Raw genomic sequence first — 13,217 nt, forward strand, 5'->3', positions numbered from 1 at the left:
ATGGTAAGGGGTGGGTGAGGGGTGGCGCAGGCTCGGCATTGTCCTTCGAATGTCTCGATAGGGCCGCAAGCGGGTCGGCAGCTTTGAGGTATAAGCAGCCAGAAGCGGACGATGAGGCACGCCGCTTGCCTACCAGTGAACTGACCCAAGGCAGTCAGGCGCAAGTGGATCGGTCCGCGAAGTCTTCAGACAGCTGCCACCGGCATCGCAACCAGGACGGAGCCGCCTTCCACCTTTGCAGGATAGGTTCGCAGATTTATGCAGGGCGGTGGGCGCGTGGCCGCGCCGGTGCGGTAGTCGAAGGCGCCAGCATGTTTGGGGCATTCGACCTCGTAGTCTATGACTAGCCCATCGGCGATATGGACGGCCTCATGCGTGCACAGGCCGTCAGTGCAGAACACCTCGTCGTCGGGCGAGCGGAAGACGGCGTAGGTCCGGCCTTCATGGTCGAAACGTCGGGCACCCTCCTGTTCGATGTCATCGAGGCCGCAAGCCCTGATCCAATTGGTCATTTTTCCCATCCGTAAAATTCGATCGCGGCGCACCTCCGCATAGCCTTCATAGCCGCCCGGAGACCCCGCCTTGGGATCAGTTCTTGGTAGTCGGCGGCGCCACCTGGCCGACCTTGTCGCTGTGGTGAGCGGAAGTACTGACTTCCACACCGTCGCACGCGGCTGTGCGTGCAGATGTCATTTGATGGCCGCCGCGTTGGCACGTGCTTTCTTCTTCTCGTAGCGGGCCTGCATGCGGGCCTCGCCTTCCTTGCTGCCGTCGTGGAAGGTGCCGAACCAGCGGTCGAACGGAATCAGGCCGTCGCCGTAGTTCACCTCGAAATATCTGTGGTGGAGGTAATGGATGTAGGCCTGGCTATCGACGCCGGCGCGTTCGGTAAGCTCGATCTTGTCGAAGCCGACATGGCCAGGAATGGCGCCGAAGCCGGCATAATGGAGCTGGTAGAGCGCCAAGAGCGGGTTCGACGGGATGATCAGGTGCCAGAAAGCGACGCCGAGATAGCCGAGCTGCTCCACCGGGTGCATCGACAGCGACGACCAGGGCGACGGGTTGACTGAATTGTGGTGCACCGAATGCACCCATCTGTAAAGCGGTCCCCAATGGATAGCGCGGTGCAGCAGGAAGAAATGCGTCTCGTGGATCACCGGCACCACCAGCGCCAGCAGGAAGAGGTAAACCGGGTGCTCGGCGAAGGTCAGCCACGGCACGTAGCCATTGGCGTACGCGTAGAGGATCGCCACCTCGATCGCGGTCCAGATCGGCATGCCGGTGCCGAAGGTGCGCAGCATATTGTCGATGTTCTGGTTCTCGAAGAAGAAGGCCCTGTTCTTCTGCTCCGAGGGCCATTTTCCGTTGTATTTGAAGCGGTTGCCCTGGGCTTTCAAAATGTAGAGTCGAAGCTCGAAGGCGCCGAAGAAGACGAGCAGCGCCAGGCAGTTGACGATGAACAGGCGCAGGATCCAGCCGGCGGAGAGCGTCTTCATCACCTCGACGTCGGGCAGCACGAAGCGCCACCATGCCACCGCCGAGACGGCGAAAAGCAGATTATAGGGCAGGAAATAGCTCGGCAGCCATTTCAGCACCGCCAGCGGGCGCGGCGGAAAGACGAACAGCGGCGCGGTGCCGGCCGGTTCGTTCGGAGCCCAGTCGCCTCGCTTGTTGCGCGTGCCGAATTGCAGGTCGTCCATGACGGGCCTCACAGAGACTGAGAGAGGGTGAGTAAGCGGTCATAGGCGGCATCATCCATGTCCACCTGGTGCTTGGCTTCGGGATAGCTGCCTTCGGCGACGTCGCGGGCGAAGGCGCGGAAGGCGCTGATGCGCTTTTCCTGCAGCTCGGCTTCCAGCGTGACGAAGTCGGCATAGCGCTTTGCGTGGCGCGGATAGTGGCCGGTGTGGGTACCCAGCACATCGCAGGAGAACAGGTATTGCGTGTCGCAGGCGCTGCCGCAACCCATGCCCATGGTGATCAGCGGGGTCGAGCGCGTGATGTGATCGGCGAGTCGCACCGGTACGACCTCGACCTCGATGCAGGCGGCGCCCGCATTCTCGAGGTCCTTCGCCGCGCGCAGCACGTTGAGCGCTTCCTCGGCTGTGCGGCCGATGGCGCGGAAATTCGTCCAGGTCGCGCGGTTAGGCACCAGGCCGACGTGGCCGGTGACGGGAATGCCTTCCGCCGCCATTGCCTCAATAAAGCGCGGCGAGTGTGATGAATAGACCGCATCGGCGCCGCGCTTCATCATAGCGAAGCCCAACCGCACGGCCTCCTCAGGCGAGGCGACCGCGCCATGCGGCATGCCGACGGAGAGGAACGCGTAAGGTGCCGCCTGGCGGATGGCTTCCAGATTGTGATCGGGCTCACAGGAGAGGATGACGATATCGCATGCCGCTGCGGCAGCGGCCTCGGCCGGCGTGTCGACATGGAGCTGCAGCCATTTACGGCTGCCTTTGGCGCTCTGCAGGTCGTATGTCGTCAGCCGCCTTGCCACTGGTCATCCTCCCGTTTCGCAAGGGATAGCACCGCGTGCTCGCTGTCGCCGCTTATTCCTTGATCAAATCAGATCAGACGTTTTCGGCCGTGAAGGTGATGAAGCGGATCGGCGGGTTTTCGACGGGCAAGTCATGCAGGTTGAGCGCGGCGAGCACCAGGTCAATGGCGCGGCGCGCCTGCGCTTCTGGCGCCTGGTCGAGCACGACATCCATCGTGCCCTCGCGCAAGGCCTTGGTGCTGCGCTCGGTGAGTTCATGGCCGACGAAGAAGATATCGCGGCCTCTGCCGTGCTTGCGCAGCACCTTGTTCAGCGCGGTGTTGGCGCCGCCGGCGTTGTAGAGGCCGGCAAGGTCGGGCCAGCGCTTCAACGCCTCGTGCAACTGCTCGGCATTACGATCGCCATCGTCAAAGCCGAAAAGGGCCGCGACCGGCTCGAAGTCGCTGCCCTCTTCGATCAGATAATCGAAGAAGCCGCGCACGCGGTCGCGGTGCACGCGGTAGATCTGACTATGGCAGATCGCGATCACCTTGCCCGGCCGCCGCTGCATCTTGGCCATGAGCAGCCCGGCCATGCGGCCAGCGGCGTAATTATCGATGCCGACATAGGTGCTCTTGGTACGGGAGATCTGGGTGACGATCTGCACCGTCGGGATGTTCTCCGCCTCGAGTTTCCGCAAGGCGTCGCTGACCAGCGGATGGTCGGGCACTGCGAGAACGAGCGCCGCGCGGCGCAGATCGGGTTCCAGGATGCGTTTGGCGATCGCCGCCGGCTTCGCCTCGTCGAGAAAGGTACGGTGCACGGCGATCGAGCGATCGAGCGTCGCGGCGATGCGCTCGAAGGCATCGGAAAGACGGGCGAAGAAGGTCGCGTCCGGCCTGACCAGTATCACCTCGATGCGAATGACGCCGCGATGCGCCTCCGGCAGCCGGCGCGGATAATCGAGCGAACGCGCCGCCGCCACCACCTTCTCGACGGTCTGCGGCCGCACTCCGCCCCTGCCGTTCAGGACACGCTCGACCGTGGCCGTGCCAACACCGGCCCGCCGCGCAATCTCAAGGAAGGTGGGCTTAGGAATCTTGATCCTCCGCTGTCCGTACGCCGGAGCCTAGCCGGCTGCACATGCTTTTTCCAAGACATGCCTCCCTTCGGCATCGAATGCGCGTGTGCGACCCTCAGCATAGTCAGCCAAAACGTCGGCTTTCGGGGTGCGGTAAGGGCCGCCTCGGTGGCCGACATGAGGCGCAAATCAGCCCTCCAGAGTTCGGGCGGCGATAGTCGACTTTGGATCAGAAGCTCTGCCACATGGCTCCGCTACCGCTCCTCCACGATCCTTAAATAAGCCGCCGTCACGAACAGCACGATCAGTCCGAACAGGATGCGCCTTGCCCCCTCCGGCATCTGCAGGATTGTCAGCAGCGTCGTCAGCACGGTCAGGATGAGCGCGCCGATGATGGTGCCGGTGTAGCCGCCGCGGCCGCCGAAGATGGAGGTGCCGCCGATGACGGCCGCCGCCACCGAGGGCAGGACCAGGGGTTCGGCGAGCGAGAGCGATGGGGCCTTGATCAGGCCGATATAGAGCAGGCCGGTGATGCCGGCGAGCAGGCTCGAGGTGACGTAGAGCGCCGTGATGACCTGCCAGTATTGCACGCCCGACAGGCGCGTCGCGCGCTCATTGTCGCCGACGGCGTAGAGCAGGCGGCCGAAGCCGGTGCGGGCCAGTGTGAAGACGATGAGCACGGCCAGCGGTATGAACAGCAGCAGCGCGTTGGGGAAGCCCCATGTCACGCCGGTGCCGAGCCAGGCGAGGAAGTCGGGGATTTTCGCGCCCGACGCGATCACCGTGCGCTGGTAGACCTGCAGGCAGCCGGTGCCGATCAGGCTGGTGCCCAGCGTCATGATCAGTGGGTGGACGCGGAAGACGCCGACGCCGATGCCGTTGATAAGGCCGATCAACACCGCCGGCATCATCGCCAGCAGGAAGGCGATAACAGGGTCCTGGTTGACGATCTGCGTGGCCATGATGAAGGCGCTCATCGTCGCCACCGTGCCGACCGACAGGTCTATGCCGCCGGTCAGCATGGTCATGGTCTGGCAGCCGGCGAGGATGGCCAGCGGAATGGCGAACTTTATCGTGTTGGCGATCCAGCGCTCGTTGACGATGCCGGGGCGCAGGATCTGCAGGATCACCACCAGGATGACCAGCAGGATGATCAGCGGCACGAGCGGCCGGTCGGCCATGAAGCGTTTCAGGCGGCGGCCGAAGGGGACGGGGGTGATCGCTGACGTGCTCATGGGGTGGGTCCGGTTCGCGATGGGGGAGATGTCCGGCAGGACAGAGGGGGGCGCCGTCGAGCGCTACGCGCTATTTTATGCCCACCCATCACTGCCGCCCTCGCATCGTGATAAACGCGCCGAACATCACGACCGCGACCATGATGGCGCCTTCGATGATGGCGGTGACGTTGGGGTCGATGGCGAGCAGGGTGAGGTCCGTGCGCACCAGCCGCAGCACGAAGACGGCGACGATGGGGCCGAGCAGGCCGCCCTTGCCGCCGCCGAGCGCGACGCCGCCCAGCACCACGGCGGCGACGCTGGCGAGCAGATAGGGGCCGGGGATGGGCGCGCCTATGCCGGTGCTCATGGTCAGCGCCAGGCCGCCAAAGGCGGCGAACAAGCCCGACAGCGCATAGGCGATGATGCGGGTGCGCTTGACCGGCACGCCTGAGCGGAACGCCGCCAGTTCGCTCGAGCCGATGGCGTAGATGGACAGGCCAAGGCGCGAGCGCCTGAGCGGTATCCAGATGACGCAGAGGCAGATGAGCACCAGCAGTGCCTTTGGCAGCCAGGCGTCGATGGCGTCGGGCAGGCCGGGGATCGGCACCGTGCCCGAGATCAGTGCCTTCAGCCATTCGGCGGCGCCGCCGCCCGGCGCGTCGAGCACCAGCAGGGCCGCCCCCTGCAGCACGAACAGCATGGCGAGCGTGACGACGATGTCGGGCACGCGGGTGACGACGATCAACAGGCCGTTGAGCGCGCCGAGGACAAGACCCATGGCCAGCACGAAGGGCACTACGAACAGCGCGTATTCTTCGGAAGCGCCAGCCATCATCGAGGCGGCGGTGACGCTGGTCAGCGCCATCATGGCGGCGACCGACAGGTCGATGCCGCCGGCGATGACCACCACCGTCTGCGCGGCGACGGCGAAGGCATAGGGCAAGACTGCCCGCGCGAGCGAGCCGAAATCGCCGCTGCCATAGCCGGGCTGGATGATCCTGGTGGCGATGAACAGCACGATGAGCAGGGCGAACAGGCCTGACACCCAGCCCTGGCGGCGCAGGAAATGGCTCATGGCTTCGTCCCCAAGGCGTCGGAAGAGGGCGCATCGGAGGCGGTGGGGTCGGCCAATATGCCGATATCGGCCTTGGCGCCGCGCGGCAGGCCGTAGGCGGCGCGCATCAGCGCCGGCTCGTCGGCCTCCTCGACCGGGAAAATGTCGACCAGGCGGCCGCCGAAAATGACGATGACGCGGTCGCAGACGCGCTGCACCTCTTCCAGTTCCGAAGTGTAGAACAGCACCGACTTGCCGTGGCCGGCGAGCTCGCGCAGCAGCTTGTAGATCTCCTGCTTAGTGCCGACATCGATGCCGCGCGTCGGGTCGAAGCACAGGATGGTGCGAGCATCCGCCGCGATCCAGCGGGCGATGGTCACCTTCTGCTGGTTGCCGCCGGACAGGCGCTGCACCTCGCCCTGGGCGCGCGTGTCGATCTGCAGCCGCTCGATGGCCCCGAGCACCTTCGCGCGCTCGCGGCGCATGGGGATAGGTCCCCAATTGCGCAGCGCCGCGCTGAAGGGAAGCGCGATGTTTTCACGCACCGAGCGCTGCATGGCGAGCGCCTCGGAGCGGTCGCCCGGCACATAGGCGATCCCGGCTCTGATGGCGTCGATCGGATGCGAGAGTTTCGCCGGCTGGCCGTCGACCTCGATCGTGCCGCCCGAGGGGCGGATCGAGCCGGCAAGGGCGGCGAACAATTCGTCCTGGCCCTGGCCTTCGAGCGCCACGACGCCGGCGACCTCGCCATCCCTGAGATCGAAGGAGACGTCGCTGAGCTTGGTGCCGACGCGCAGGTTTCGCACGGCAAGCCGCGGCCGGGCAGGGGCCGATACCGCCTTCTCGGCGGCGCTGCGGGCGGCGACATGGGTCTTGACGATGCGGGTGCCGAGCATCAGCTCGACGATCTTTTCCTCGACGCCCGGCGCGATGTCGACGACGCCGACGGTCTCGCCGTCGCGCAGCACGGTGGCGCGGTCGCACAGCGCCGAGATTTCGACGAAGCGGTGCGAGATGAAGATCACGGCGCGGCCGGCATCGCCCTGGCGGCGCACCACTTCCAGCACTTTTTCGGCGAGGTTGGCGGGGAGCGCCGCCGTCATCTCGTCGAGCAGCAGCACGTCGGGCTCGACGGCGAGCGCACGGGCCAGGTCGAGCACGCGCAGCACGGCCAGCGGGATGTCGCGCGCGGTGTCGCGCAGGTCGAGGTCCGCAATACCCAGTTCGCGCACCCAGGCGCGGAACGGCTCGACCGGCGTGCCGGTCAGCCGCAAATTGGAGAGAACGTCGAGATCGGGGATCAGCGACGGCTCCTGGTAGACGGGCAGCAGCCCGGCGCGGCGGGCGGCGGCGGGGGAGCGTATGTCGCGCGCCTCGCCCCGGATCAGGATGCGCCCGGCATTGGCCGATATGGCGCCTGTCAGGATCTTCACCAGCGTCGACTTGCCGGCGCCATTGGCGCCCATCAGCGCGTGCACCTCGCCCGGCAGCACGGAGAGCGACGCGTTGCGAAGTGCGGCAACCGCGCCGTAGTTCTTGGCGACGCCGGAGGCGTCGAGGAGGGGGCTTTGCGGCAACGGGTTTGTTGTCAAGACGTGTTGTTCTCGATCTCTGCGGCGTGCGGCAAGCCGGACGATGTCGGCCGGAACGGCGGTTATCCCTTCTCCCCTTGTGGGAGAAGGTGGCCTCGCGAAGCGAGGTCGGATGAGGGGTGCTCCAGGGAGTGCCAGCGTCTCGCTCCGCTGGAGCACCCCTCATCCGTCTCAGCGCTGCGCGCCGATCCACCTTCTCCCGCAAGGGGAGAAGGCAGAAGCGCGTCCGGCCCTTACTCCCCAGGCCCCTTGCAGGCCACGATCTGGTCCTTCGTGTACGTCGTCCAGTCCGGGATCGAGATCGAGACCGGCCATTCGGGGCTGAGCGAGGGGTCGGCGGCGGCCTTCAGCTTGGCCTTGCCTTCCTCGGTGGCGTTTTCCCAGAGCTGCGGCTGCACCAGCACGGTCTGCTGGGCCGGCTTCTTGCCGTCGAGGATCTGCAGCGCCAGCGTTACACCCGCGCCGCCGATCGAGCCGGGGTTGGTGACGGCGGCGCCGACGAGGCCCTTGACCGAGCTCAACTGGCCGACGAAGCCGGCATTGTCGGCACCGACGATCGGCACCAGCGGCGCCTGCGATTCCACCAGCGCGTCGACGATGACGTTGTCGATGCCTGAGGTCCAGATGCCGTTGATCGGCGTTCCCGTCGACAGGAAGGAGAGGATCTGCTGCTTGGCCTGGTCCTGCTGCCAGCCGGTGAAGACTTCCTGCGCCACCTTCACGTCGGGGAATTCGGCCAATGCCTTCTTGAAGCCCTTGTCGCGATCGCTATCGGCCGAAGCGCCGGCGGCGCCGCGCATGTAAAACACTTCGCCCTTGCCGCCCATCTGCTGGAACAGCCATTTGGCGCCGAGATAGGCGTATTCTTCCTGGTTGTTGGAGATGATGTAGGCCGACGGCTCGGTGACCGCCTGGTCGACGGCGACGACGACGATGCCAGCCTTGGTGGCTTCTTCCAGACCCGCCTTGATGCCGGCCGGATCGGCCGGGTTGACGACGATGGCGTCGACCTTGGCGCTGATCAGGTTGCGGATGTCTTCCAACTGGCCGGCGGCATCGGTGTTGCGGTGGGCGATGTTGAGCTTTGCCACCTCGCCGGAAGCCAGCGCCTGCGCCTTCATGGCGCACACCATCTCCTCGCGCCAGCCATTGCCCTGCACGGTGTTGGAAATGCCGATCGTGTATTTGCCGGCGGCCGACGAGACGCCGACCGAGGCCAGCAAGGCAGCGCCCGCAAGCAGCGGGACCATGGTCAGGATTTTCTTCATTTCAGTCTTCCTCCACATTGTTTTTCAGTTTCAGTTCCAAGTCGTTGAACCAAGTCGCTCGGAAAGAGATTCAGGCGGCCCGCTTCAACTCGTTGTCCTCCGCATGTCGTTGCCGACATGCTTCTTCCTCACTTGACCAGGGGACGCAGAACGTCGCGGGCGAGCAGAAAACCGCGCTTCACCTGCTCGTCACCGCCTTCAAACCGCCTGTCCTCGTGTTCGATGATGACCGACCCGTCATAGCCGGCGCGGTAGAGGCCGGAAAAGAAGCCGCTCCAGTCGACATCGCCCAGCCCCGGCATGCGCGGCACCTGCCAGCCTATCCCGGCCGAGAGGATTCCGCGCTCGTACAAACCATCATGATCAATCATCAAATCCTTGGCGTGGACATGCAGCATGTAGGGGCCGAATTCCCTGATGAAGCGGGCCTGGTCGATCATCTGCCAGACCAGGTGCGAAGGGTCGAAATTCATGCCGACATCGCCGCCCCAGCTTTCCAGGATGCGGCGCCAGACCAGTGGCGAATAGGCGATGTTGTGCCCGCCCGGCCACTCGTCATGGCTGAAGATCATCGGGCAGTTCTCGAAGGCGAGCTTGACGCCATGGCCGCGCGCATAGGCGACGATTTCGGGCCAGATTTTCAGCGCGTCCTGCCAGTTGACGTCGACGGTCTTGGCGGCATCGCCGCCGCAGAAAGTGTTGACGACGGGCACGCCCATATTGGCGGCCAGCACGATCACCCTCTTCAGATGGCCAATGACCGCCTCACGGTGCGCCGCGTCGGGATGCAGCGGATTGGGATAGTAGCCGAGGCCTGAGATGGTCAGGTGCCTTTCCGCCAGCGAGGCGGCGATTTCCTTCGCCTGCGCGGGCGCGGTGGAGGCGGCGTCGATGTGGCTGGTACCGGCATAGCGCCGCGTCGCACCGGAGGTTTTCGGCCAGCAGGCGATTTCCAGCGCCTCGAAGCCGGCGGAGCTGGCCCAGCCGGCGACATCGGCAAGCGGCGTCTCCGCGAAGGGTGCGGTGAGCAGTCCAAGTTTCATCATGCCTCCCCAGATCTCTTCATCGTTTCGCGGAAACGCTGAAGAGCTCTTCCTTTTTCGCGCAATTCCGGACGGAAAACCGTTTCACACTTTTCCTGGAATTGCTTTTGTCGTGTCTTCACGGCCGATGTTCATAATGCCTATAGTTTGGATCGTTTCAACCTTGCGACCTCATCCTGTTCGAGACTGTGCCGGACAGCCGCCATCGGATCTCCCGAGAGCAGCTCGCCCAGCGCCGACGTGACGGCCGCGCGGAACGTCTCGTTCGCGGCAAGGCCGGGATCGAATATCGTGTCGATGGCGAGTATGGCCGAGGCCAGAGCCGGCGCATCGCGCCCGGTGGCGTCGGCGATCCCGGCAACCTTGCCGGCATAGGGGTCCGATACCGGCCAGCGTTTGCCGAAGCGGTCCGAGGCCTGGATGAGATAGGCCATCCAGCCGGCGACCGGCACCGACAGCAGGCCGATGGTATGGCCCATGGCGAGGCGGTCGCGGATCGGGTTGAGCAGGCGCTGCACGATCTTCTGCGATCCGTCGGTGGCGATCTGGTGGTTGCGGTGGCGGATCGCCGTGTTCTTCAGCCGGCCGAGGCTCTGCTCGACATAGGCCGATGGATCCATGCCGGGCACCGGCATCAGCGTCGGCAGCGTTTCCTCGACCAGCATGCGCCTGACGAAGGTGGACAGCAGCGGGTCGGCGATGGCGTCCGATGTATGCTCCAGCCCGGCCAGCACGCCGAGTGTGGCGAGCGTCGTCTGGGCGCCGTTCAGCACCCGCATCTTGAGATGCTCGAACGGCGTGACATCGTCGACGAAGGTCGCGCCGACCAGGTCCCAGCGCGGCACGCGGCCGGCGAATTTCTGCTCGATCACCCATTGCCGGAACGGCTCGCCGACGGCGACGGCGGCGTCGCGGTAGCCGAACCATTGCTCGACGCTGTCGAGATCGTCCTGCGTCACCGCCGGCGCGATGCGGTCGACCATGGCCGAGGGGAAGGCGGCGTTGAGGGCGATCCAGTCGGCAAGGCCATCGCCCCGCCGTTCGGCAAAGCGCCGCACGACGGTTTCCAGGATGACGCCGTTGGTCGGAATGTTGTCGCAGGAGAGCAGAGTCAGGGGCCGGCCATGCGTGGCCCGGCGCAGTTCCAGCGCCCGCGCGAGGATGCCGGGCACGCTGCGCGGCGCATGAGGGTTGGCGAGATCATGGAGGATGTCGGGATGATCGAGATCGAGCGCGCCGCTCGACGGGATGTGGCAATAGCCTTTCTCCGTCACCGTCATCGTCACCAGGTCGATATCGCGCGAGGACAGCACCGTGAGCGCCGGTGCGGCGCTTGCCTGGCTGTCGACCAACTTCACGATGCTGCCGATGATGCGGGCCTCGATGTGGCTGTTTTCTCGGATCAGCCTTGTATAGAGGCCGCCCTGCCGGCCGAGCGTGTCGGCAAGGGTGGGCGGACGGATGTTGATCCCGACAACGCCCCAGCGGTCGAACTGACGTGCCAGCAGGTCATCGGTGTATTCGGCCTGGTGGCAGCGGTGGAACGCGCCGACGCCGAGATGGGCCATGCCGGGGGCAAGGGTTGTCCGCTCATATCCAGGCGTCCGGACAGCTGCCGGAAGCTGGTCCAGCAAGGCCGGCCCCAGCATTTCCGGCGCTGTCGAAGCGGCGTTCACCGGTTTGCCCCGATCACCGACTGCTCCTGGTCGATCACGGCGCCGGTCATCGGCCCGGCCGCGTCGGACAGCAGGAAGACGGCAAGGTTGGCGATGTCGTCCGGCTCGAGCAGCCTGCCGAAAGGCTGCGCGGCATTGGCGGCGTCGAGCCAGCCTGGGCCATGGCCCAGCGTCTCGGCCTGCATGACGCGTTCGGCCGGCGTGTTGGTCCAGCCGACATTGATGCCGTTGACGCGGATGCGGTCGAAACGGTGGGCGTTGGCGGCGTTCTTGGTCAGCGTCGCAAGCGCACCCTTGGTCGCTGAATAGACGGCGAGTTCCGGCGAGCCGCAATGGGCGTTGATCGACAGGATGTTTACGATGGCGCCGGGCTCCCGGCGCTTCCTCATGTCGGCGATGGCAGCCTGCATCAGGAAGAACGGCGCCCGCGCATTGACGGCGAACAGCGAGGCCCAGTCATCGAGGCTGGCATCGAGGAAGGAAGCGCGGTCGGTCAGCCCGGCCGCGTTGACGAGGCCATCGATGCGGCCGAAACGGTCAATGCAGGCCTGCGCCAGCAAGACAGGGGTCTGCGCGTCTCCAAGGTCGGCGGCGACGAAGATGGTCGGCGTACCGATGGCCGACAGTTCCGCCGCCACGGCTCCGCCGCGTGTGCCGTCGCGTCCGGTGATCAGCAGCCCGCCGGCGCCGGCCCGCGCCAGCGTCTCGGCGATGGCGCGGCCGATGCCTTGCGTCGCGCCGGTGACCAGCACGACCTTGCCTTGGAGATGAAGCTCCATTCCTCCTCCCGGAACAAAGTTTCTATTTTTTAAAATATGGAACGGTAATTCCCGATAGTCAATTGTGCCAGCGGCGCCTCATGCGCCGCGTTTTGCCGCGACGCCTTGGACCAGCGCCATGCCGACCGCCAGCGATGCCGCCAGCGAGCGGAAGCCGGCGAAGTCGGATTCCACCACTTCCAGCCAGCTGTCCGACAAAGCGATCAGCGGGCTGAAGGTGCTGTCGGTGATGGTGACGATGCGGGCATTGCGCTCATGCGCCACCGCGACCAGGTCGGGCGTAATCGAATTGTAGGGGCTGAAGGAGACGGCCAGCACCGCATCCTGCCTGCCGATGCAGCCGACCTGGTCGAGTGCCGAGGAGCCGACATTGTCGACCAGCACATTGCGCACGCCTTGCTGCGACAAGGTCAGCGACAGATAGGCGGTGACCGGGAAGGCGCGCTTGGAGCCGATGACATAGATCAGCTCGGCGGCCGCGAGCAGGGCCACCATCTTTTCGAATCTCTCGACGTCGAAGCCCGCCTCGATGCGTCCGAGCGAGGCCTGCGAGGCGCCGACCATGCCGTGCAGGAAATGCATGGCGGCATTCGGCTCCGCCTCGGTGCGCGGCTCGCCGCGCGCTTCCGGCCACGAACCCTTGACGTGCTCCTTGAACAGGCCCTGGAAATCGGAAAAGCCGGAATAGCCGAAGATCTGGGCAAAGCGCACCAGCGTCGAGGGCTGTACGCCGGCCTGCGCGGCCACCTGCGCGATGGTGCCGAGCGCGACATCGCTCGGATGCTGCCACATGAAGATCGCTACCTGGCGCAGCCGCTTGGGAAAATGCACTGTGCCGGAGGAAAGCACCGCGCGCAGTTCCTCGTAGGTCTGCGGCTGGGTATAGCCCAACGCCGCCAGCGAGCGCCCGCGCTTGCGCGTCGCCGCCTCGTCGGCAAGAGATCGTCCCGAAGATTTGCCCGCCCCACTCATGATCTCAGGCTAACGTGGCACAATCGTATTACAATACGGAAATTGGAAATTGTGTT

12 protein-coding genes are annotated in these 13,217 nt (G+C 65.4%); all 12 read right to left on the reverse strand.

The window, feature by feature from the left end:
• Positions 1 to 185: 185 nt before the first annotated feature.
• Positions 186 to 512, reverse strand: a complete 327-nt coding sequence (locus CK228_RS08820) for a MocE family 2Fe-2S type ferredoxin (RefSeq protein ID WP_095776197.1) — start codon at positions 510 to 512, stop codon at positions 186 to 188.
• A gap of 177 nt (positions 513 to 689) precedes the next feature.
• On the reverse strand, positions 690 to 1,700 hold the full coding sequence (locus CK228_RS08825) for a sterol desaturase family protein (protein ID WP_095787814.1): 1,011 nt from the start codon (positions 1,698 to 1,700) through the stop codon (positions 690 to 692).
• 8 nt (positions 1,701 to 1,708) lie between these two features.
• A complete protein-coding gene (locus CK228_RS08830) occupies positions 1,709 to 2,500 on the reverse strand; it encodes a 3-methyl-2-oxobutanoate hydroxymethyltransferase (protein ID WP_095776195.1) in 792 nt (263 codons plus the stop codon).
• 73 nt (positions 2,501 to 2,573) lie between these two features.
• A complete protein-coding gene (locus CK228_RS08835; protein WP_095776194.1) occupies positions 2,574 to 3,578 on the reverse strand; it encodes a LacI family DNA-binding transcriptional regulator in 1,005 nt (334 codons plus the stop codon).
• 236 nt (positions 3,579 to 3,814) lie between these two features.
• Positions 3,815 to 4,795, reverse strand: coding sequence for an ABC transporter permease (locus CK228_RS08840; RefSeq protein WP_095787594.1), 981 nt, complete (start codon positions 4,793 to 4,795; stop codon positions 3,815 to 3,817).
• An 88-nt stretch (positions 4,796 to 4,883) separates the two neighbouring features.
• Positions 4,884 to 5,852 (reverse strand): ABC transporter permease, encoded by a 969-nt coding sequence (locus CK228_RS08845; protein ID WP_095787595.1) that lies wholly within the window; start codon positions 5,850 to 5,852, stop codon positions 4,884 to 4,886.
• Entirely contained in the window at positions 5,849 to 7,408 is a 1,560-nt protein-coding gene (locus CK228_RS08850) for a sugar ABC transporter ATP-binding protein (protein WP_095787596.1), read from the reverse strand. Before CK228_RS08850 ends, CK228_RS08845 begins: the two co-directional genes overlap by 4 nt.
• Before the next feature lie 248 nt (positions 7,409 to 7,656).
• On the reverse strand, positions 7,657 to 8,691 hold the full coding sequence (locus tag CK228_RS08855) for an ABC transporter substrate-binding protein (RefSeq protein ID WP_044548142.1): 1,035 nt from the start codon (positions 8,689 to 8,691) through the stop codon (positions 7,657 to 7,659).
• A 128-nt stretch (positions 8,692 to 8,819) separates the two neighbouring features.
• Positions 8,820 to 9,734: a sugar phosphate isomerase/epimerase gene (locus CK228_RS08860; RefSeq protein ID WP_095787815.1), complete on the reverse strand. Its 915-nt coding sequence runs from the start codon at positions 9,732 to 9,734 to the stop codon at positions 8,820 to 8,822.
• Between the two features lie 140 nt (positions 9,735 to 9,874).
• Complete coding sequence (locus CK228_RS08865; protein ID WP_095787597.1) at positions 9,875 to 11,410, reverse strand: mannitol dehydrogenase family protein; 1,536 nt, start codon at positions 11,408 to 11,410, stop codon at positions 9,875 to 9,877.
• The gene (locus CK228_RS08870; protein WP_095776184.1) at positions 11,407 to 12,189 is read right to left on the reverse strand and encodes an SDR family oxidoreductase; all 783 of its coding nucleotides are present in this window, start codon (positions 12,187 to 12,189) and stop codon (positions 11,407 to 11,409) included. The genes CK228_RS08865 and CK228_RS08870 overlap by 4 nt, the downstream gene beginning before the upstream one ends.
• Positions 12,190 to 12,267: 78 nt before the next feature.
• Positions 12,268 to 13,161, reverse strand: a complete 894-nt coding sequence (locus tag CK228_RS08875; protein ID WP_095787598.1) for a MurR/RpiR family transcriptional regulator — start codon at positions 13,159 to 13,161, stop codon at positions 12,268 to 12,270.
• Between the last annotated feature and the right edge of the window lie 56 nt (positions 13,162 to 13,217).

It is taken from the genome of Mesorhizobium sp. WSM4312 (assembly GCF_002294875.1).
GTDB lineage: Bacteria > Pseudomonadota > Alphaproteobacteria > Rhizobiales > Rhizobiaceae > Mesorhizobium.